17 protein-coding genes and 1 riboswitch are annotated in these 21,368 nt (G+C 71.3%); of the genes, 5 read left to right on the top strand and 12 right to left on the bottom strand.

Annotation, left to right across the window (positions count from 1 at the left end; genetic code table 11):
- Positions 1-351 precede the first annotated feature (351 nt).
- A complete protein-coding gene (locus AVL59_RS25620) occupies positions 352-2,289 on the top strand; it encodes a trypsin-like serine peptidase (RefSeq protein WP_237281669.1) in 1,938 nt (645 codons plus the stop codon).
- Positions 2,290-2,298: 9 nt separating this feature from the next.
- On the opposite strand, the gene AVL59_RS25625 is transcribed toward AVL59_RS25620, so the two are convergent.
- The 7 genes from AVL59_RS25625 to AVL59_RS25655 form a co-directional block, all read right to left on the bottom strand.
- Entirely contained in the window at positions 2,299-3,057 is a 759-nt protein-coding gene (locus AVL59_RS25625) for an acetyltransferase-like protein (RefSeq protein WP_067308622.1), read from the bottom strand.
- Between the two features lie 105 nt (positions 3,058-3,162).
- Positions 3,163-4,281 (bottom strand): enoyl-CoA hydratase/isomerase family protein, encoded by a 1,119-nt coding sequence (locus AVL59_RS25630; RefSeq protein WP_079146981.1) that lies wholly within the window; start codon positions 4,279-4,281, stop codon positions 3,163-3,165.
- Between the two features lie 28 nt (positions 4,282-4,309).
- Positions 4,310-4,660: a hypothetical protein gene (locus tag AVL59_RS25635; protein ID WP_067317760.1), complete on the bottom strand. Its 351-nt coding sequence runs from the start codon at positions 4,658-4,660 to the stop codon at positions 4,310-4,312.
- A 141-nt stretch (positions 4,661-4,801) separates the two neighbouring features.
- A riboswitch (cobalamin riboswitch) is annotated at positions 4,802-4,923 on the bottom strand.
- Between the two features lie 115 nt (positions 4,924-5,038).
- The gene (locus AVL59_RS25640) at positions 5,039-9,133 is read right to left on the bottom strand and encodes a molybdopterin-dependent oxidoreductase (RefSeq protein WP_372450427.1); all 4,095 of its coding nucleotides are present in this window, start codon (positions 9,131-9,133) and stop codon (positions 5,039-5,041) included.
- Positions 9,134-9,457: 324 nt separating this feature from the next.
- On the bottom strand, positions 9,458-9,979 hold the full coding sequence (gene msrA / locus AVL59_RS25645) for a peptide-methionine (S)-S-oxide reductase MsrA (RefSeq protein ID WP_067308625.1): 522 nt from the start codon (positions 9,977-9,979) through the stop codon (positions 9,458-9,460).
- 157 nt (positions 9,980-10,136) lie between these two features.
- A complete protein-coding gene (locus AVL59_RS25650) occupies positions 10,137-10,844 on the bottom strand; it encodes an LmeA family phospholipid-binding protein (protein ID WP_067308628.1) in 708 nt (235 codons plus the stop codon).
- Positions 10,845-10,890: 46 nt separating this feature from the next.
- Positions 10,891-13,095, bottom strand: coding sequence for an MMPL family transporter (locus AVL59_RS25655; RefSeq protein ID WP_208870452.1), 2,205 nt, complete (start codon positions 13,093-13,095; stop codon positions 10,891-10,893).
- A gap of 158 nt (positions 13,096-13,253) precedes the next feature.
- On the opposite strand from AVL59_RS25655, the gene AVL59_RS25660 reads away from it, so the two are divergent.
- Positions 13,254-13,880, top strand: coding sequence for a TetR/AcrR family transcriptional regulator (locus AVL59_RS25660; protein ID WP_067308634.1), 627 nt, complete (start codon positions 13,254-13,256; stop codon positions 13,878-13,880).
- Between the two features lie 66 nt (positions 13,881-13,946).
- Positions 13,947-14,333, top strand: coding sequence for a cupin domain-containing protein (locus AVL59_RS25665; RefSeq protein ID WP_067308637.1), 387 nt, complete (start codon positions 13,947-13,949; stop codon positions 14,331-14,333).
- A 95-nt stretch (positions 14,334-14,428) separates the two neighbouring features.
- Here the strand turns inward: AVL59_RS25665 and AVL59_RS25670 are convergent, their stop codons facing one another.
- The 3 genes from AVL59_RS25670 to AVL59_RS25680 all read right to left on the bottom strand — a co-directional run bounded on the left by AVL59_RS25670 (position 14,429) and on the right by AVL59_RS25680 (position 16,937).
- The gene (locus AVL59_RS25670) at positions 14,429-15,391 is read right to left on the bottom strand and encodes an EamA family transporter (RefSeq protein WP_067308639.1); all 963 of its coding nucleotides are present in this window, start codon (positions 15,389-15,391) and stop codon (positions 14,429-14,431) included.
- Between the two features lie 124 nt (positions 15,392-15,515).
- The gene (locus tag AVL59_RS54985; RefSeq protein ID WP_067308641.1) at positions 15,516-15,770 is read right to left on the bottom strand and encodes a hypothetical protein; all 255 of its coding nucleotides are present in this window, start codon (positions 15,768-15,770) and stop codon (positions 15,516-15,518) included.
- A 48-nt stretch (positions 15,771-15,818) separates the two neighbouring features.
- Positions 15,819-16,937, bottom strand: coding sequence for a PP2C family protein-serine/threonine phosphatase (locus AVL59_RS25680; protein ID WP_067308644.1), 1,119 nt, complete (start codon positions 16,935-16,937; stop codon positions 15,819-15,821).
- Between the two features lie 32 nt (positions 16,938-16,969).
- On the opposite strand from AVL59_RS25680, the gene AVL59_RS52570 reads away from it, so the two are divergent.
- The gene (locus AVL59_RS52570; RefSeq protein WP_159400081.1) at positions 16,970-17,410 is read left to right on the top strand and encodes a hypothetical protein; all 441 of its coding nucleotides are present in this window, start codon (positions 16,970-16,972) and stop codon (positions 17,408-17,410) included.
- A 15-nt stretch (positions 17,411-17,425) separates the two neighbouring features.
- On the opposite strand, the gene AVL59_RS25685 is transcribed toward AVL59_RS52570, so the two are convergent.
- Both AVL59_RS25685 and AVL59_RS25690 read right to left on the bottom strand, forming a co-directional pair.
- On the bottom strand, positions 17,426-18,418 hold the full coding sequence (locus AVL59_RS25685) for an XdhC family protein (protein WP_067308648.1): 993 nt from the start codon (positions 18,416-18,418) through the stop codon (positions 17,426-17,428).
- Positions 18,419-18,481: 63 nt separating this feature from the next.
- The gene (locus tag AVL59_RS25690; RefSeq protein WP_067308651.1) at positions 18,482-20,299 is read right to left on the bottom strand and encodes an APC family permease; all 1,818 of its coding nucleotides are present in this window, start codon (positions 20,297-20,299) and stop codon (positions 18,482-18,484) included.
- A gap of 178 nt (positions 20,300-20,477) precedes the next feature.
- Here AVL59_RS25690 and AVL59_RS49405 point away from each other — a divergent pair.
- A protein-coding gene (locus AVL59_RS49405; RefSeq protein WP_237281881.1) for an IS5 family transposase occupies positions 20,478-21,277 on the top strand; the annotation gives its coding sequence in 2 pieces (ribosomal slippage) (positions 20,478-20,813 and positions 20,816-21,277; 798 coding nt in all).
- Positions 21,278-21,368 lie beyond the last annotated feature (91 nt).

Consider the following 21,368-nt stretch of genomic DNA (forward strand, 5'->3'; position numbering starts at 1 on the left):
CGAACCCCTTGCCCGGCCCGACCGCCGGCTCCGGCGTCGGTCAGGGTGACCGGATGTCGCCCGGATGCACGGACCGGACACTGCGGAGATGGAGCGGGGCGGTGTGGGTGGGGAGGCTGAGGCCGGCCCGGCTGCCAGGAGGGACAGCCGGAGCGGCAGTGCCGCCCATGCCGCGGTGCGGAGTCGAGCCATCGCCTTGGCTGTCTGTGCTTTGACGCTGCGTCATGGCAGCGGGTGACGGTTGATACGCTGCCCACTTCACGTCGAACTGGAGTGCTAGCCAGGCCTTCGGGCCGAACGTCCGGCCGGCACTGCCCCGTTCGGCTTTCTCCAAGACGGAAAGTCACCTCGTTGAGTTCCCATTCCAGATGGATCACGGTCCTCGCACTCGGTCTGTGCACGGGCATAGTGGGCGACGGACCGGCGATCGCCGCGACGGGCACCCCGCTGCCGTCGGCTGACAGCGCGCCATCGACCCATGCGAAACAGCGCCTCGCGGCATCGGTCGCGCCCACCCGCCCGGCGCCGAAGGCCGGCACGCGGTCCGCCGGGCCGGCTTCCTCGTCCGCCTCCCCGGGCGGCGGGCCGAGCCTGGGTGAAGAGGAGAAGTTCTGGACGGCGGACCGCATGGACAACGCGGTCCCGGTCGACGCCGTCCCCGGTCACTCCCCCGTCGCCGCCGCGCCCCGCAACCGGGTACGCAACGCTGCTCCCCCGGGCACGCCCGCCCCGGAGCACTTCGACGGCCATCCGATGGTGGGCACGTTCTTCTACGACGGCAGGCCCCTGGGCGGCAAGAGTACGTACTGCACCGGCAGTGTCGTGCACACGGCCGCTCAGGACATCGTCCTGACCGCCGGGCACTGCGGCCGCGGTCTGGAGACCGCCGCCCACCGCATATTCGTGCCGCAGTACCGCAGTGGGCAGTCCGCCGCCCAGCAGCCGCACGGTGTGTTCCCGGTGTCCCGGTTGTACATCGACCCGCGCTATGCCGCGAACACCAAGGATCCCAGCTCCGACCTGGACCTGGCGTTCGCGCAGGTCGATCCCAACAGCCGAGGTGAAGTGGAAGCCGTCACGGGCGCGTTGACGTTCACGCCCGCGAGCAACTACACCCATCAGGTCACCGTCATCGGCTATCCCGGCTCCGACAGCGTCAACCCGAAGCACCAGGCGATACGCTGCCCGGTCACCACCTCGCGTCTGCCGGGGTTCCGGCAGATACGCATGACCTGCAAGGGCTTCTACGGAGGAGTCTCCGGCGGCCCGTGGATCGAGGGCTACAACCGGACCACCGGCACGGGCAACGTCATCGGCAACACGGGCGGTTACTTCGGGGGCGGGGACGACGCCAACGACGACTGGGTGACGTACGCGCCGGTCTACGGCAAGGACGCCCAGGACCTGTTCGCCGATGCCGCCGCCCATCGAACGGTGGGCCCCAGGCCCCCGTACCAGCCGTCGACCGACGGCCCGGCGCTGCCCGGCTCGGCGAGCACCTGGCAGCATGCCAAGCTCCTGGCCTCGGGCGACTTCCGCCACACCGGCCACAGCGACATGATCGTGGTCTGGACCGACGGCAAGGTCACGCTCTACCCCGGCGACGGACAGGGCGGTTTCGGCTCGGGGCAGCAGCTGCTGGCCGCCAACGGCACCTGGACCCACGCCGAGACCATCACCGCCGGCGACTTCACCGGTTCCAGCCAGTTCGACCTGATGGTGCGCTGGTCCGACGGCGAGGTCACCCTCTTCGGAGACGTCGGCTCCAAGGGTCTGCACCAGGCGGGCACCCGGATGATCGGCCCCAACGACACCTGGAAGAACGCCACCCAGATCACCGCGGGCCGCTTCGGCGCGGGCCAGTACGTCACCGACCTGATGGTGCGGTGGTCGAACGGCGAGCTGACCCTCTACACCAACGTCGGTGCCGGTACCTTCGGCCAGAAGCACCGGCTCAAGGAACCGAACGGCACGTGGAAGAACGCCACGCTCCTCACCGGCGGTGAGTTCTCCGGCAACCAGAAGTGGGACCTGATGGTGCGCTGGTCCGACGGCGAACTGGACGACTACGTCGGCACCACCACCTCTGCGCTCGGCACCGAGCGGCGCCTCCTGGACGCCAACGAGCCGTGGACCCACGGCGTGGCGATGACCACCGGCGACTACACGGGAAACGGCCGCACGGACGACCTCGTCGTCCGCCGGTCCGACGGTGAGACCACCATGTACACCGACACCGGCGTCACCCGGCTGGGTGACGAGCACACGCTCGTCACCCCGGCCTCCTGAGCGAGGTCGTCAGGTGGTCGAAGGACGCACGCCGTGCCGGATCCACACGTTGGGTTCGACGTAGACCGCGCGGTCATGTGCGGTGTCGCAGTGGACCGGGACGAGGGCGCCCGGTACGTCGATGTCCCCGTCACTGTCGAAGGGCAGGCCGGTCCACTGCCGCCACTGGGCCAGGGAGCCGCTGACCGTCATCGACGCCGTGGCGACCTTCTCGACGCTGCCACCGGACTTGACGTGCACGCGCAGCCACGGGTCGGCAGGCAGTCCGTCCTCGCGCCGCCGGCGGATGTAGTCGGCCATGGGGACCCGTGGTTCGAGGTGTTTGGCCGTGGGACGGACCGGGGCCAGCAACGCGTCGTGGCCCTGTCGTCGGGCGCCGTCCCGCAGCGCGGTCAGCATGCGGTAGGACAGACCACGGCCGAGGTACTCGGTGTCCACCGTGATCTCCAGCGCGCTGGCTGTCGTCGGCGCGTTCCCGAGGTGCCGGTCGCGGTAGGCCCATACGAGCACTTGGTCCCAGCCCTTGTCCGGCATCTCCTCACGGCCGTCGAGCCCGGCGTCGAAGGGCACACTCAACCCGCGTGCCACTACGCGGTCGCCGTCCGTCGCCACCACGCAGTACTCGGGGAAGTCTTCGGCCACCCGGCTCAACAGGGCGCCCGCGACCAGATCCTGAGGGATGAAAGCGGGCCACGTCTCGGTCATCTCGTAGAGCCGGGACGTCAATGACGGACGCTCGGTGAGCGGGGTGATCAAGATGCTGTCCATGTCTGTCACGGTGGGGAACCCTGTCATGGGAACACCCTCTTGGCCAGCGGTTTTACCCCTCGACGGCGGCTCGTGCCGGCCGTCCGGTGAACACGTCGGTTCAGCTCACCGGGCCGCCTCGGGAGTCGTGCCGGGCCCGGCGAGGCCGAGTTCGTGTTCGCCGAGGGAGGTGAAGCAGCGCTCGACGTCGGTGTCGGTCACTTCGGCGAGGGTCGCGGGCGACCAGCGGGGGTTGCGGTCCTTGTCGATGACCTGGGCGCGGATGCCCTCCACCAGGTCGGGAGTGCTCAGGGCGGCGCAGGAGACGCGGTACTCCTGGTCGAGAACCCGCTCCAGCGAGCCGAGCCGCCGGGCGTGGCGCAGGGCGGCCAGGGTGACCTTCAGGGCGCTGGGCGACCTGGTGAGCAGGGTCTCCGCTGCTTCCTTCGCCGCCGTGTCGCCATGGGCGAGCAGCCGCCGGACGATCTCCTCCACCGTGTCGGCGGCGTAGCAGGCGTCGATCCACTCCCTCCGGCCGGCCAACTCGCCCGTGGGCGGCGACTGCGTGTGACGGGCGAGCACCTGCTCCACGGTCAGGTCGGCGAGGTCGGCGACGAAGGCCCGGAGCGCGTCGGACGGCACGTAGTGGTCGGCGAGCCCGCACAGCAGGGCGTCGGCGGCGCCGATCTGTGCGCCGGTCAGTGCGAGGTGGGTGCCCAGTTCGCCCGGGGCGAGGGAGAGGAGGTAGGTGCCGCCGACGTCGGGGACGAAGCCGATGCCGGTCTCGGGCATGGCGACCCTCGACCGTTCGGTGACGATCCGTACGCTGCCGTGCGCCGAGATGCCGACGCCGCCGCCCATGACGATGCCGTCCATGACGGCGACGTAGGGCTTGGGGTAGTGGGCGATGCGGGCGTTGAGGTGGTACTCGTCGCGCCAGAACGCGGCCGAGGCGGTGCCGTCGCCGTCGCGCGCGTCGTCGTGGACGGCGCGGATGTCGCCGCCCGCGCACAGACCGCGCTCCCCGGCCCCGGTGATGACCACGGTCTCCACGGCCGGGTCGTGCTCCCAGGCGGTCAGGGCCTCATCGATGCGGCGCACCATCGCGTGGGACAGCGCGTTGAGTGCCTTCGGCCGGTTGAGGGTGATGTGGGCGGCCCGTCCGGCTGTGTGCAGCAGGACGGATTCCTCGGTACCGGTCGTCCGAACGCCTCCGTCAGGCCGCGGGCCACGATCGACACGCATGATCTCATCGGTTCCTTGTCTCGATGGTTCAACGACGGCTCACGCCGCGCCGGTCCCGGGTCGCCGCGCTGAGCCGCGGCGGTGTGAAGGCATAGAGATCGAGGATCTCCGGCAGGGGTGCGATGCCCGGCCCGCCCGCGCGTACCCAGTCGGTGATGTCCTCGGTGGCGTGGGGGTCGTTGACGAGTCCCAGCCAGACCGGTCGGCCGCCGGCGGCCCGTCCGGCGGCGGAGGGCTGTACGACGATGACGTTGGCCTGTTCGCAGACGTCGAGGCAGGCGGAGATGCGCACAGGAACCTCCGCTCGCAGACGCGCGGTCTGCCCCGCGTGATCGACGCCGGTCACCTTGGTACTGCCACAGCAGCAGTCCCGGCACACGACGACACGGCAGGGCGCCGGTTCGGCCCCCGGTACGACTACCGCGTCGCCGGATGCCGGTTCCGCCAGGTTCTCTGGCACGGTCAACCACTCCTCCCCCGGGGAAATCCGCCCCGGTGTCCGTCGAGGAGGCGACCGCGTGAGTCTCCTGGCTCTCGGGTCGTCGCTCGTCCCGGCCTTCCCGCCCTCGCGGACAGTGGCCTGTCGGAACTCGCTCACCGATCACAGTGGCGGGACCGCGCCGGATTCACACCGGCTTCCTCGGATCGCCGTCGCCTTGTCGCGGATCATCATTCCATCGCCGACCAGCTCCCGTCATCCTCGCGACGACGACCCGGGCACCCGGACCGGCCGACGCGGCGGCCCCGGCCGTCGTGGTCAGTACACGTCGCGCGCGTAGCGCTTGTCGGCGGCGAGCTGTTTGACGTACGCCGCCGCCTCGGCCTCGTCCAGGCCGCCGTGGACGACGGCCGTCTCCCGCAGGGCCCGGTCGACGTCTTTGGCCATCCGGGAGGCGTCGCCGCAGACGTAGAGATGGGCGCCGTCCCGGAGCCAGGACCACAGCTGCGCACCGTGTTCGCGCATCCGGTCCTGGACGTAGATCTTGGCGCGCTGATCGCGGGAGAAGGCGGTGTCCAGACGGGTGAGCGTGCCGTCGGCGAGGAACGCGGTCAGCTCCTCCTCGTAGTAGAAGTCGGCGGCCCGGCGCTGTTCGCCGAAGAACAGCCAGTTCGGCGCGTGGTGGCCGCGGGCCCGGCGGTCCTCCAGAAAGCCGATGAAGGGCGCGACGCCGGTGCCGGGGCCCACCATCACGGCCGGTGCTGCGGGGTCGGCGGGCGGGCGGAAGTGCGACGCCCGCTGGACGCGGACCGGAACCGGTGTGCCGGGCTCGGCGTCGGCGAGGAACGGGGAGCACACGCCCTGTCGGGGGCGGCCGCCGAGGTTCTCGTAGCGGACGACGGAGACGGTCAGCGAGACGAGGTGAGGGTCTGTCAGGGGGCTGGAGGATATGGAGTACATGCGGGGTTGCAGGCGCCCCAGCACGTCGGCCCATTGCTGTGCCCCGGCCCGGATTCCGAACTCGGCGACCACGTCGACGGCCTGGCGGCCCCAGGACCACTGGGCCAGCTCCCCCTTGTTGTCCTGCCGCAGCAGCTTGCGCAGCTCGCGCGGGTCGCGGGCGCGGTCGGCGACGAAGCGCAGCAGGCCGGGAGTGATACGGGTGATGTCCAGATGGCGCAGCAGTGCCTCGGCGAAGGGCACGTCCCCGGCGTTGGTGACCCGAACGGCCGCGTCCGCGTCCAGGCCGGTGACGGCCAGCCACTCCGTCACGAGCTCCGGCCAGTTGACCGGCTGCACCGCCAGGGCGTCCCCGGCCTCGTAGACCAGCGGGGTGTCGCTGTCACGCGTGTCGAAGGTGAAGCGCCTCACCTCCTTGACCGCACCGGGCAGGCTCAGCAGGCGGTTTCCGGTCAGGCGGGCGGTGACGGGGGCGGAACGGCTCGGGCGGGGAGCCGCCGGGGTGGCGGGGGCCGGATCGGGCGCCGGATCGAAGGCGGGATCGGAGGCCGGGTGCTCGGGGCTCTTCAGCACAGTGAGCACCTGGTCGAGCCAGGCCCCGGCCTCGGTCTCGAAGTCCGGTTCGCAGTCGGTGCGCGGGGCCAGGCGTATCGCCTCCAGCTCCTCCATGCGCCGGTCGAGACGGCGGCCATGGCCGCAGAAGTCGTCGTACGAGGAGTCGCCGAAGGCGAGGACGGCGTAGCGCCTGCCCGCGAGGCGCGGGGCGTCGGGCGAGGCGAGGGCGTCCCAGAACTCGGCGCCGTTGTCCGGGGCGTCGCCGTCGCCGAAGGTGCTCGTGATCAGCAGCAGGTCGGCGTCGGAGGGCAGCGCTGCGGGGTCGGCCTCCTCCATGGGCAGGAGGGCGGCGGAGTGGCCGTCGGAGGTGAGTCTCTCGGACGCGGCGATCGCGAACTCCTCGGCGTTGCCGGTCTGCGACGCCCAGAGGATCACGACCTGGCGGCGCGGGGCGTCCGCGGACGGGGCGGACGACCGCGGGGAGCCGTCGATGCCGTGCGCGGTGGAATGCGTCGCCTCCGCTCTGGAGTACATCCCGGCCAGCGCACCGTTCACCCACAGGGCGTGCTCCGGGCTGAAAGGGGCGTCCGGCGGCAGCACCGGTACGCCCGGCGCGCCGAACGGGATGCCGGCCAGGAAGCCGGTCAGATAGCGGCGTTCGTGTTCGGTGAGGACCGGCAGGGGCGCGGGTTCCAGCCCGAACGGGTTGGGAGAGGAATGGGCAGCAGGGGAGGCGGGCGGTCGAAGGGCCGACGCGGCCGATGGCGGAGTGGTGGCCTCCGCGGCCGCAAGGGCCGGTGCCTGAACCGTCACCGGGGTGGCCACCTTGGTCAGCGACACCGCGCACACCTTGAACTCGGGCTGGAACGACAGCGGGTCGACGGCATCGCTGGTCACGGCGTTGACGCTCAGGTACTCCCCGAACAGGTCGTTCCAGTGGAACGGCGCGAAACAGCAGCCCGGCCGTACCCGGTCGGTGACGACCGCGGGCAGCACGGCCCGTCCGCGCCGCGAGGCGACCTCCACCGAATCCCCCTCGGCGAGGCCCAGTTCGGCCGCGTCCTGCGGGTGCACCTCCACGAAGGGGGCGGGGTTGAGCTTGGTCAGCTTGGCCACCTTGGCCGTCTTGGTCAGGGTGTGCCACTGATGCTGGAGGCGGCCGGTGTTGAGCACGTACGGGTAGTCGTCATCGGGCATCTCGGCCGCCGGGATGTGCGGACGGGCGTAGAAGACCGCACGTCCGCTCGCGGTGGGGAAGGTCGGCGTGCCGTCAGCACCGAGGTACCGGATCGGGTTGCGGTCGGAGCCGTCCGCGGTCGCCGCCGGCCACTGGACCGGCGTGGTGCGCAGCCGTTCGTAGCTCACACCGCGCAGGTCCCAGCCGGTGACCGGGTTCCAGGCGCGCTTGAGCTCCTCGAAGACCTCCTCGGCGCTGTCGTACGCGAAGCCCTCCTCGTACCCCATCGCCCGGGCCACGGCGGCGATGATCCGCCAGTCCGCCGTCGCCTCGCCGGGCGGATCGGCGGCCGGCCGGGCCAGGGTGAGGTTGCGCTCACTGTTGATCAGGACGCCCTCGGTCTCGGTCCACAGCGCACCGGGCAGCACGACATCGGCGTACGCGTTCGTCTCCGTCTCGGCGAACACGTCCTGGGTGACGATGAACTCGGCCGCCTCCAGGCCCTCGATGACCGTCTTGCGGTTCGCGACGGAGGCGACCGGGTTGGTGCAGATGATCCAGCAGGCCTTGATGTCCCCGTCGGCCATCTTCCGGAACATCTCGACCGTGCCCTTGCCGACACCGTCGGCCCGGATCGAGCCCGGCTCCAGCTCCCACAGCTCCTCGACGAAGGCCCGGTCGGCGTCGGCGAGTACGGACCGCTGCCCGGGCAGCCCCGGCCCCATGTAGCCCATCTCCCGGCCACCCATGGCGTTGGGCTGGCCGGTGAGGGAGAAGGGCCCGCTGCCGGGGCGGCAGATCGCGCCGGTGGCGAGGTGGAGGTTGACCAGCGCGTTGGTGTTCCAGGTGCCGTGCGTGGACTGGTTCAGGCCCATCGTCCAGCAGCTCGTCCACTCCTCCGCCTCGCCGATCAGCCGCGCCGCCTCCCGGATGTCGTCCTCCGGGATGCCGGTGATCTCGGCGACGGTGGCGGGCGGGTGGTCGGCGAGGAAGGCGGGCATGGCCTCCCAGCCCTCGGTGTGCTCGGCGATGAAGTCGGGGTCGATGTGGCCGTTCGCGTGCAGCAGGTGGAGCAGGCCGTTGAGGAGGGCGAGGTCCGTGCCGGGCTCGATCTGCAGGAACAGGTCGGCCTTGTCGGCGGTGGCGGTGCGGCGCGGGTCGACGACGATCAGCTTGGCGCCCGCCGATTTCACCCGGTCCATCATCCGCAGGAAGAGAATGGGATGGCAGTCGGCCATGTTGGAGCCGATGACGAAGAAGACGTCGGCCTTCTCGAAGTCCTGGTAGGAGCCGGGCGGCCCGTCGGCGCCCAGCGACAGCTTGTAACCGGTGCCGGCGCTGGCCATGCACAGCCGGGAGTTCGACTCGATCTGGTTGGTCCGGATGAAGCCTTTGGCCAGCTTGTTCGCCAGGTACTGCGCCTCCAGGCTCATCTGCCCGGAGACGTAGAGGGCGACCGCGTCCGGCCCGTGCTCGTCGACGACCGTGCGCAGGCGGCGGGCGGTCTCGGCGACGGCTGCCGCCACCGGGGCGGGCCGCGGCTCCTCGCCGCGGTCCTGGCGGACGAGGGCGGTGGTCAGGCGTCCGGGGGCGGCGAGCATGTCCGCCGTGGTCGCGCCCTTGGTGCACAGCCGGCCGAAGTTGGCCGGGTGCTCCTTGTCCCCGATCGCCTTCAGGACCGTACGCCGCCCGTCCGGTCCGGTGCCGACGTCCAGGACCATGCCGCAGCCCACCCCGCAGTACGAGCAGACCGTCCGCACCTTCGTCGTGTCGTCGTTCCGCGAGCCCGGCGCGGCCACGGCGCCTCCCTTGCTGTGCTCGGCCTGATCCCACCGCATGACCGTACGAACCGCTCGTTACGCGGGTGTCTCCGCATGTGATCATCAGGGGTTAAGCGCACCGCACAGAGCCTGGCGGGCTGCTGTGAGCACAGCGCCCGCCCGGCGGTCAAGGGTTGCGCAGGCCGTCGGCCCCGGGGGCGACGGCCTGCGATCATCACCCGCCGGCCAGAGCGGGCGAGATGTACGGCGGAGGACGTCCCGGTGTCAGTTCGTGCTGGAGGAGGTTCGGCGCGGCAGCTTCCAGTTGGGCCGCGGGAAGTGGCAGGTGTAGCCGTTCGGGTAGCGCTTCAGGTAGTCCTGGTGCTCGGGCTCGGCCTCCCAGAAGTCGCCGACCGGCTCGACCTCCGTGACCACCTTGCCCGGCCACAGCCCGCTCGCCTCGACGTCCGCGATGGTGTCCAGGGCGACGCGGTGCTGCTCTTCGTCGGTGTAGTAGATGGCCGAACGGTAGCTGCGCCCGAGGTCGTTGCCCTGGCGGTCCTTCGTGGTCGGATCGTGGATCTGGAAGAAGAACTCCAGGATGTCCCGGTAGTTCGTGGCCGAGGGATCGAAGAGGATCTCGATGGCCTCGGCGTGGTCGCCGTGATTGCGGTACGTGGCATTCGGTGTGTCACCGCCGCTGTAGCCGACCCGCGTGGACACCACGCCCGGCTGCTTGCGGATCAGGTCCTGCATGCCCCAGAAACAACCGCCCGCCAGTACGGCTCGCTCGGTTCCCACAGTCATCGGTCGCTCCCTCGCACTTGATCCGCCCTCCGGCGCGTTCGTCGACGCGCCGGTTGCACGTTCATCCAGCTTATTACTACCTGCAAGTAACCATCCAGCGGGTCGGGTCGCCGCGCCCGGCCTCGCCCGCGCCCGTGCGGTGCCGCCGGCCGGACGCTCAGGCCGCCGCTCCCCCGCCCGCGCTCGGTGTCGGGCCCGGGGCGATCGAGAAGCCGAGGACGAGTCCGTTGTCGGCGGCGTGCGCCGAGGTCAGCGCGACGCCGTGGGGCAGGCCGGTGACGGGGACGGTCCGGGGCTGGAGTTCACGGTGCAGACCGGCGGCGGACGGCAGGTCGGCGACCGCCATGCTGCGGCCGAGGACGGTCACGGTCGTGGGCGTGATGGTGAACGAGTCCGAGGTCGCGGTCAGCCTGGCACGCACGGTGACCGGCAGCCCGAGGGCTCCGGTGTTCCCGCTGAGGACGAGGTCGCCGTTCTGTCCCGTGGCGGTCATGCCGTCGCCCGACGACCCCATGCGCCGGGCCACCTGGTCGTATCCGACGGTGGCGGTCGCGCTTCCGCCGGCGCTGTCGCCGTCCGTGGTGACGCCCTTGAGGCGGACGGTCACGTCCATCGTCGTGTGCTGACGGTGTATGTCCTTGGCGCTCACCTCCACGTCGCCGACCTCCCCTCCGAGGGTGCGGAGCCCGGCGAGCGGCGTGGTGAGATCGGCGTGGACCGGCCCTTCCGCTTTCAGCCGGCGCGATGCCTGGGCGACGACTCGCTCCTCGGTCCTGTGCTCGACGACGAGGTCGGTCGCGCACGTGAGGGCGGCCAGTGTCACGGTCACCGCGAGGAGGATGCGGGTGCCGGTTCGGCGATTCACGGTCGTGTGCTCCGATTCGATGGGGTGTTCGGGGCCTGTGGGGTCATCAGGCTCGCAGATGCGGGAGGATCCGGTCGAGTCGGCGGGGTATCCACCAATTGGCCTTGCCCATGAGGAACATGGCGGACGGCACCAGCATCAGGCGGACCACCGTGGCGTCGACGACCACGCTGATCGCGAGTCCGAGGGCGAGCATCTTCACGACCACGGTGGGCGAGGCGGTGAAGGACAGGAACACGGCGGTCATGATGAAGGCCGCGGCCGAGATGACGCGCGCCGTCGCGGACAGTCCCTCGCCCACGGACAGCCGGTTGTCACCGGTGCGCTGCCATGCCTCGGCGATGCGGGACAGCAGGAAGATCTCGTAGTCCATGGACAGCCCGAAGACGATGGCGAACATCATCATCGGGACGTACGACTCGATGGGCACCGGCTCGGACAGCCCCAGCAGTGAGTCGCCCCAGCCCCATTGGAAGACCGCGACGAGCACGCCGTAGGACGCGGCCGTGGTGAGCAGATTGAGGACGACGGCCTTGAGCGGGATCACCACACTGCGGAAGACCGTCATGAGCAGCAGGAAGGCGAGAACCAGGACGATGCCGATGACGATCGGCAGCCGCGCGCCGACCGTGTGCCGGAAGTCGGCCTGGCCGGCCACGCTGCCGGTGAGATAGGCCTCGGCGCCCGTGCCGCCGAGGGCCTTGGGCAGTGTCTGCCCGGAGAGGGTGTCGAGCAGGGCGTCGGTGGCGGCGTCCTGCGGGCCCGTGGCCGGGGTGACCGTGGTGACGAGGATCCTGCCGTCGGCGCTGGGCTTGACGGGGGTGAAGGAAGCGACCCCATGGGTGCCCCGCAGGGCCGCGGTCACGTCGTCGGAGATCCGGCCGGCGGAGGTGTGCGCCTCGCTCATGTCGATCACGGTGACGACCGGGCCGTTCGCGCCCGTTCCGAAGCCCTGCCCGTCGGCGTTCGCGATCCAGTCGTATGCGGTGCGGGTGCTGCTGCCGGGTCGGTCCGCGCCGGCGTCGACGTGGCCGAGGCGCATGGACAGCAGCGGTACGGAGCACACGCCGAGCACGGCGAGGCCGATGGCCAGGAAGGTCCAGGGGCGCCGGGAGACGAGTCGCGCGTAGCGGTGCCAGCCGTCGCGCGCTCCCGTGCTCTCGGCGACGGCGCGACGCAGCCGGAGCCGGTCGATGCGCCTGCCGACCAGGCCCAGCGCCGCCGGGACCAGGGTGAGGGCGGCACCGCCCGTGACGATGACGGCGAGGGTCGCCGCCAGGCCGATCTTGCCGATGAAGGTCAGCCCGCACGCGTAGAGGCTGAGCATGGCGACGGCGACGGTCAGGGCGGCGATGAAGACGGCGCGTCCGCTGGTGCGCGCAGTGCGGGCCGCGGCCTCGACCGGATCGCGGCCGTCGATGAGGTCCTGTCGGAAGCGCGTGGTCAGGAACAGGGCGTAGTCGATGCCCACGCCCAGGCCGATCATGCCGGCAAGGGTGGTGGCGGAGGTCGCGAAGGACAGGGTGGCGGCGACGATGCCCACGATGCCGAGGCCGACTCCGACGCTGATCAGCGCGGTCACCAGCGGCAGCAGCGAGGCGAGGACACTGCCGAAAGCCAGGAGCAGGATGACCAGGGCGGTGACGACGCCCACTGCCTCGCTCAGCTTGTCGTTGGCGGGTTCCCGGACCACCTGGTCGAGGTCGCCGCCGTAGGCGACGCCGACCCCTGCCGCCCGGGCGGGCTCCGTCGCCGTGTCGAGTCGCACGGTGTAGTCGTGGCCGAGGTTCTTCAGCTGCTCGTCGAAGGAGACGGTGGTGTACGCGGTGCGTCCGTCGTCGCTGGTCACGAGCCCGGACACGGCGGTGACGCGGGGCATTGCGCGCAGGTCGGCGAGGGTTCGGTCGAGTGCGGACCGCCGGTCGGCCACGGTGCCGGAGCCGGTGTGGAAGACGACCTTGCCGCTGGGCCGGCCGGCCTGGGGCATGGAGGCGTCGAGCAGGTCGGCGCCGGTGTGGGAAGCGGTGCCGGGCAGGCTGACCTGGTCGCTGAAGGTGGGTGCGGCGATGTGCCGCCCGGCCAGAGCCGCGGCGAGGATCAGCAGCCAGGCCGCGATGACCGCCGCCGGATGCCGGGCGCAGAAGCCGCCGAGGCGGCCGAATCCACCGAGTGCGGGAGTGGGTTCCGCCGGCGGGTGCGCGTCGGTGCGCACTGCGCTCAGCTCTGGGGACTGCTGCGAGGGTCGGGGCACCCTGGCCTCCAAGGAGAAGTGTCACGAGTGACACGAACTCTAGAGAGAAAGTGGCACGAATGACAATTGGCAGCAGTGCCAGTTTCTCTGGCCGCGCCTGTCCCGCGTGACATGTGTGCCGATTGACAGCCGGGACACCATGGCGGAGGCTTCGGCCCATGCCGAGTGAGATCACCCCCGCTGGACTGCGCGAACGCAAAAAGGAGGAGACGCGGCGCCTGCTGCTGGAAGGGGCCGCGCGCCTGTTCGGGGAGCGGGGCTTCGAGGGCACCACGGTTGCGGACGTCGCCGCATACGCGAACGTCTCGGTGCGCACGTTCTTCCGGTACTTCGAGAGCAAGGAAGCGCTGCTGCTGCCGGACGGCGTCGAGATCTTCGCCTACGTCGAGAACGCCCTGTCCGAGCGCCCGGCGGACGAGGCGCCCCTGGACGCGGTGTGCAACGCGCTGCTGGCGGCCGCCGAACCGTTCTCGGCCTCCACTCTGACGGCCCTCAGCCATCCGCTCGAGGACATCGAGAACGTCGTCACGACCCGCCTCGTCCAGGCCTTCTCCGACTTCGAGGAGCGGCTCACCGTCCTGGTGCAACGCAGGCTGCCCCCGGACACGCCCGATGCCGACCTCAAGGCGGCGGTGATCGCGTGCGCGGCTCTGTCCGCCGTACGCGCGGTGCTGCGCACGCGCCGAGCGCGCCGCGCCTCCGGCATCGCGGACACCGGCACCGCGCCTCTGGTGCGGGCCTTCGGGATCCTCCACGAGATCGGCACTCTCGAGCAAGGCGCCTGACCTCACCAGGGTCGGTGCCCCCGAGCGCCGCCAGGACCCGGCGGGCGGCTGTTAGCGTCCGGGCGCATGGACGACAGCGTGTACGTGGGCAACGCGGGCAAGGACGCGGCCCTGGACCGAGGCTGGCTGCTCGGGCATTTCAAGGAGCGGGGTGACCCTCGCCGGAGCGACGCCGTAGAGATCAAGTGGGGCGTCCACCCACGGGGCGACACACGAACGCAGTGGGTCAGGGGCGAGGAACGTACGGCTCTCCTGGTTCTGATCAGCGGTCGCTTCCGGGTCGAACTCCCCGGTCGGAGCGTGCTGCTGGAGCGGCAGGGCGATTACGTCGTCTGGGGCCGGGGCGTGGACCACTCCTGGGTCGCGGAGGAAGAGTCGGTCGTGCTGACCGTACGGTGGCCTTCCGTCCCGGGATACGCGGTACCGCGGGAGGCGGAGCGAACGAGTGCCTGAGTCGATGAGAGTGCCGGTGGCGGGGGCGCCCGGTGCAGCGACGCCCCGGTCCGGTTCCCGGGGGCCGTGGAACCGGACCGGGGCGTGCCCGGCGACTATCGGCCCCGGCCGCCGGCCCCGACCGGCACGGCCAGGAGGACCAGACCCAGGGCGAGGACAGCCAGTCCGCACCAGGAGGCTGCCGTCAGGCGTTCACCGAGGACACCGACGCCCAGGATCGCGGCGACGGCCGGCTCGGCCAGGGTGAGCGACGTGGCCGCCGACGCGGGCGTACGGCGCAGTCCGTACCCGAACAGCCGGTAGGCCAGGAAGACGGTGAACAGAGCGAGGTAGACCGCCACCGCCCCGCCGCGGGCGGTGGTGAGCCAGTGCGTGCCGGCGAACAGCACGAGCGGCAGGACGAGCAGCCCGGCCGCGCCGAACAGCACGCCCATCACGGCGTCGGAAGGGTGCCCTCGGGTGATGAGCCTGCCGCCGATCAGTGAGTAGACGGCGTACGACAGTCCGGCGCACGCGGCGAGCATCACGCCCGTCGGGTCCATCGGCGTGGCGTGCCCGGTGAGCCCGGGCCCGAGCACCAGAAGGGTGCAGCCCAGCACGGCGGCCGTGGTGGCGCGCATCCAGCCTGCGGTCGGCCGGGACTGTCCGGTGACCCAGGACAGCAGTCCGGCGAAGACCGGGGCACTGCCCAGCGCGATCACGGTGGCCACCGCCACGCCGGTGCGCGCCACGGCCGGGTAGAAGGTGACCGGATACCCGGCCACCGCCAGGGCGCCGAGGATGAGCAGCCGGCGCTCGGTGCGGGTGCAGGCGCCGGGCAGTGAACGGGCGCCGCGCGAGGTGAGGAACAGCAGGATGCCGCCGAGGACGAGCCCGGCACAGCCGATGGCCGCCGCCGGTGCACCGGTGGGCGCGAGAGATCCGGCGGTCCCGGTGGTACCCCAGAGCACGGCCGAGGCGAGGATGGGCGCGGGGCCGCGGAGGACACCGGTACGTGAAGGGCGCCGGCCGGCGGAGGCCGGGCGCGCGGGAGTCGGAGAGGAACTGCGATTCGGCACAGTCGTGGTCTTCCGTCGTCGAACGGGTCTGGGACTCGATCCGAAACGGGCGCACGACAACAGCCCCTGACCGACCTTGGGGTCGGTGGGGGCCGGGGGTCAAACCGTCAGTGTCTGCGCCCTGTCAGGCGCAGAGCGGCGGCAGAACGACGTGCCAGTAGGTGTTCACCCCGCGATGGTACCCGGGCGGCAGGCGCCCGCAGGCGCCGGTTCGGGGTCCTCGACCGGCCCTCGGCCTGCCGCACCGGACACGTCGCGCCCTGTGCCGGAAGGGCTCGGCCGTGGTGCCCCGCACGACGAGACGCGCGGTGAGGACGACCTCGCGGGGCTCGGTGCGGTCCTGCTCGAAGCGGTCCAGGCGTTCGACGCCGTCGGTCACCGGGCCGTGCCGGGCACGGCCCGGGAGGTGCCGGCGGCTTCCGGTCGGCTACGTGGAGTCCTTCCGGTCCGGGGGGTTCCGGCAGCGTACGGCGAGGGCCGCGATGTCGTCTTCGAGCCTTCCGCCGCTGTAGTGCAGCAGGTCCCGGTGCAGTCGGTCCAGCAGCTCACGGGGCGGCGCCGGGCCGAGCTGCCGCATCCAGTCCGGCAGCGGGAAGAACGAGCCGTCGCGGTCCCGGGTCTCCGTTACGCCATCGGTGTAGAGCAGCATCTGGTCGCCCGCGCCGAAGGCCACGGTGTCGACGACGTAGTGCTCGCCGAGGAGTGTCGCGAGGTTGAGCGGCGTCGAGGGCGTGGTCGACTCGAGAACACGGATCTCCCCTCGCCGCACGAGCAGGGGCGGCGGGTGCCCGCAGTTGAGAATGCTCACCCGCCCACCGCCGTTCGGGATCTCGGCGATCAATGCGGTGGCGAAGTGCTCCGGCTGGTCCTGGGCGGGGGTCGCAAGGCTGTACCGGGCCATGCTGGCCTCCAGGCGGTGGATGATGCTCCTCAGGTCGGGCTGGTCGTAGGCGTTCTCCCGGAAGCAGTTGATCACCGCCGAGGCCGCTCCCACCGCCGGGAGACCCTTGCCGCGCACGTCGCCGATGAGCAGCCGGACCCCGTACGGCGTGTCGGCCGCCTCGTAGAAGTCGCCTCCGATCCTGGCCTGCTCCTGGGCCGCCAGATACAGCGACTCGATTTCGACGTTCTGGATACGGCGCGGCAGCGGGCGGAGCAGCACTTTCTGGGCCGCGTCGGCGACGAGCCGGACCTGGAAGAGCATCTCCTCCCGCTGGAGTCGAAGATGGCTGGCATACGCGGCCGCCAAGGTGACCGCGATGATCGCGGCAGCCGTGTACGGCGTCCCCAGGTCGGAGTAGACGAGGCTGAGCCCGATCATCACCATCAAGGAGAACGCCCCGAGCAGGATCGTCGGGACGACGGGCCACAACGCGGCCGCGAGGGCGGGTGCCGCCGGCAGCAGGCGGCTGAAGGCGATCTCTCTGGGGGTGGCGAAGGCGAGGCCGGCGATGAGGACCGTGAGGATCACCGGTGAGAGCAGTACGACTTCCCGTCGGCCACCGTTCGGAGGGCGGCGGCGCCGGTGCCGTCCTGACCTGATCACAGAAGGCATCTTATCGGGACAGAGCGGACGTCGTGCTGCGAAGACCTCCGGCGACCAGCGGCGCCGTCCACCACCCGGGTGACCCGGCCGGGGTCCGAGCGAGCCCGGCGGCGGTCTCCACGGGTCACTTCGAGGTGACCGAGGAGGAGACCTGCCGCTCAAGGAGCCGTACGCGGCCGCCCGCGTGGTCGGCGTCGAGTTCGCCGTCGACGGCCACTTCGGCGGCACGCCACGCTCTGCTGCCGCTGACCCGCGACCGGGGCCGGCCGGCGCCGCGCGCCCAGGGCGTGACGGATCAGAGCGCGAGGGGCTGCTGGGCGGGGCAGCAGGAGCCGCAAGCCATCACCGGCCACTCCGGCCCAGAACCACCAGAAGCTCTGGTCTACGAGGGCCGTACGGATCCGCAAGTGGCGGATGGCTCGCCGGTTGCCGCGCTGATCCAGTCGACCGACGTGTCGCTCGCGGCCGCGTGACGCCCGGTCGGCCGGTCAGGCGTTGACCGGCCCGTCCCCTTCGCGCGGCACGCGGGCCTCGCGCCCGTCGAGGGCGGCGAGCACCTCGGCGCAGACGGCCAGTGCCGTCTCGGCCGGGGTGCGGGCGCCCAGGTCCAGGCCGATGGGGCCGTGGATGCGCGCGAGGTGTCCCTCGTCGAGGCCCGCCGCGACGAGGTCAGCGGCGCGGCGGGCCTGGGTGCGGCGGGAGCCGAGCGCGCCGACATAGGCGATGCCGGCGGTCAGGGCGGTGGACAGGACCGGTGTGTCGACGTCGGGGTCGTGGCTGAGGACGATCAGGCAGGCGGCGGCAGGACGCTCGGTGAGCAGCCGTACGGCGTTGTGGACGGTGGACTCCACGGTGGCCTGCCAGCCCAGCAGGTGAGCCTGTGCGACGAGCAGTTCGGCGAGTTCGCCTCCTCCCACGATGACCAGATGGGGTACGGCCGGGAACGTCTCGATGAGGACGAGTCCGTCGTCCGTGGAGCGGGCGTCCCGGCCGGCCCGGCGGCGGGCGAGCAGTTCCCGGGCGCGTGCGACCGCTTCGGCGGGCCCGTCGTCAGCCGCCGGCGCGGGCGTCGCCACGGTGCTGTTCACTGTGGTCCGTCCCTCGTCCAGCCAGGTGATCAGCGCGACGTCGGCCCCGTCGGCCAGCAGTTCCCACCAGCGGGCGGGAACGGTGTGCAGGGACTGCAGCAGCACCTCGGCCTGGCCACCGCAGGTCAGGCCCGCCCGTCTCACCTCGTCGTCGTGGACGGACACCTCGCGCACGCACGCGGTGCGGCCCGCGGGCAGGGCAGCCGCCTCCGTGACCAGGTACGCGTCGAACACACCGCGGTACAGGGTGCCGAGGCAGTGACCGTCCTGGTCGATCAGGACGGCGTCGGCGGGGTGCCGGGGGCCGAAGCCCTGCTCGGTGAGGGGGCGGGCGAGGACACCCGTACGGCCCTCGGCCGCCCACTGCCGTGCCGTCCGAGCCAGCTCACGCATGATCGCGGCCCTCCTCGTCCCGTCACCGGAATTGTCAGGAATTGTAGTGAGACGCACGCCGGATCAGACACTCAGCCGGTAGGGCAGCATGCACACCACGACATCCGTGCGCGCTCGCAGGACGGTGGCGAGCAGCAGTCCGCGCTGGTTCTGGAGGATCTCGTAGCGGCGGTGCCTGGGCTCGACCTCGGGGATGAGGACGGCGATCTGGCGGCCGTTCCCGGCCGCGCGCTGCACGTAGTCCACGATCGGCTGGACCAGGGAGCGGTGCGGACTGTCGATGATGTCGAGCCGCACGCCCGGGTTCCAGCGCTCCCAGGACTCCTCCAGGATCCGCGTCCTGTCGGGATCGGCGTGGACGGCGACCGCTACCACCTCGTCGCCCAGGGCGAGGGCGGCGGTGATGGCGTGCCGGGCGAGCTTGCTGACCTCGCCGAGCGGGACGATCACCAGGCTGCCGGCGCGCCGGTCCGGCGGGTCCGGGACCCGGCCCAGCTGCAGTTCCTCGCCCACGGCCGTGTAGTAGCGCTGGATGCGGTCGAACAGCAGCATGAGCAGCGGTACGGCGATCACGACCACCCAGGCGCCCTCCAGGAACTTGGTGGTGAGGAGGATGATTCCGGCCAGGGTGGTGAGCACCGCGCCCGTGCCGTTGATGAGCGCGCGGCGCTTCCAGCCGACGGGCTTCTGGGCCGCCCAGTGCCGGACCAGCCCGACCTGGCTGAGCGTGAAGCCGATGAACACGCCGATGGCGAAGAGCGGGATCAACCGGTGGGTGTCGGCGTCGGCGGCGACGAGCAGGACCGCGGCCAGCAGGGCCAGCGCCAGCACACCGTAGCGGTAGACGGGCCGTTCGGCGCGCAGCCCGAACAGATGGGGCAGGCGGTGGTCGCGGGCGAGCAGGCTCATCAGGACCGGCAGTCCGCCGAAGCTGGTGTTGGCGGCGAGCCCGAGGACCAGGGTGACGAGCAAGTTGGTGGCGTAGTAGGCCCAGCCGTCGCCGTAGGCGCCGGCGGTGAGCTGGGCGAGGACCGTGACGTCGCCACGCGGCGCCACGTGGTCGCGGCGGATCAGCACCGCGAGACCGATCAGCATCAGCCCCAGCAGGGCGCCGAGCATGAGCTCGGTGCACTGGGCGCGCTTGACCCTGGGCGTGCGGAAGGTGGGTACGGCGTTCGCGATGGCCTCCACTCCGGTCAGCGCGGAGCAGCCGGACGAGAACGCCTTGAGGATGAGCAGGATCCCCAGGGTCTCGGTCGCGTGGACGGGCTGTGCGGCGCCGACGACGGCGGCCGGGTGCGTGCGTAACAGACCGACGACGATGACGCCGAGGATCGCCACGATGAACAGGACGGTGGGCAGCATCAGCACCCGCGCGCTCTCCGCGACGCCCCGGAGGTTCACGGCCGTCAGCAGCGCCAAGCCCACCAGGCAGACGAGGAGCTTGTCGTGGGCGAGGGCGGGGAAGGCGGATGTGAGCGCGTCGGCGCCGGCCGTGAGACTGACGCAGACGGTGAGGACGTAGTCGACGACCAGACTGGCCGCCGCGAGCAGGCTGGCCGTCGGGCCGAGGTCCTTCTTCGCGACGGCGTAAGCGCCTCCGCCGTCCGGGTGAACGGCGATCACCTGGCCGTACGACACCACCAGCGCGGCGAGCAGGAAGGTGATCGCCAGTGTGATGGGGAGGGTGGCCGCCAGCGCCCCGGTTCCGGCGGCCACGAGGGCCAGCACGATCGCCTCGGGACCGTACGCGACCGAGCTGAGCGCGTCGAGCGACAGCGTGGCCAGGCCCTCCAGGCTGGTCAGGTGGTGCTTCTCCCCTTCGCCCGGGCGCAGGGGGACTCTCGGTCGCAGTTCTCGACGTGCCAGGCCATACGCCATCGGGACCTCACCGGGGCCGCTCGGACGGTCGCCAACAGTTTCCTTCGGACGGGAGCCGGGCGCGTGTGTTCATGGCCCGGGCGGGTCGGCCGGCGCGAGTGAGGGAGGACCGGCCGACCCGCCCGGGGGTCTTAGAGGTCATCTCATTTGGGGTGTTCGATAGGCTCCAGATGTGGGGATCGTTGAGCGGCTTGTGCCGGATGAGCTGTGGGAGTTGTTCCAGCGAGTGGTTCCGGAGGCGCCGAGTCGGCCTCAGGGTGGTGGCCGGCGCCGGCACGGCGACCGGGAGGTGTTGGCTGCGATCGTGTTCGTGGCCACGTCGGGCTGCACGTGGCAGCAACTGCCGTCCGCCTCGTTCGGGCTTTCAGGGCCCACGGCTCACCGGCGCTTCGCCGAGTGGTCGAAGGCCCGGGTGTGGGCGAAGCTCCATCGCCTGGTCCTCGACGAACTCGGCTCTCGCGGTGAACTGGACTGGTCTCGCTGCGCGATCGACTCGGTGAACATGCGAGCCCTGAAAAAGGGGACCTGACAGGTCCGAATCCGGTGGATCGCGGCAAGTACGGTTCAAAGATCCACTTGATCACCGAGCGTACCGGGCTGCCCCTGTCCGTCGGGATATCCGGTGCCAACCTGCACGACAGCCAGGCCCTCGAACCGCTCGTGCGAGGCATCCCACCCATTCGCTCCCGGCGCGGACCGCGCCGACGACGGCCCGCCAAACTCCACGGCGACAAAGGCTACGACTACAACCACCTGCGCCGATGGTTACGCAGCCGCGGCATCCGACATCGCATCGCCCGCAAAGGCATCGAGCCCTCCACACGGCTGGGCCGCCACCGCTGGACGATCGAACGCACCATGGCCTGGCTCGCCGGATGCCGCCGCCTCCACCGCCGCTACGAACGCAAAGCCGAACACTTCCTGGCCTTCACCAGCATCGCCTGCACCCTCATCTGCTACCGCAGACTCACCAAATGAGATGACTTCTTACTGCGGCGCCTCCGCCGAAGACCCCGGGGACAGGGCCGGCAGGAAGTTGAGCGGGGCGAGGACGAGGGCGGCTCCGGTG

This window comes from Streptomyces griseochromogenes (assembly GCF_001542625.1).
GTDB classification, from domain to species: Bacteria; Actinomycetota; Actinomycetes; order Streptomycetales; family Streptomycetaceae; genus Streptomyces; species Streptomyces griseochromogenes.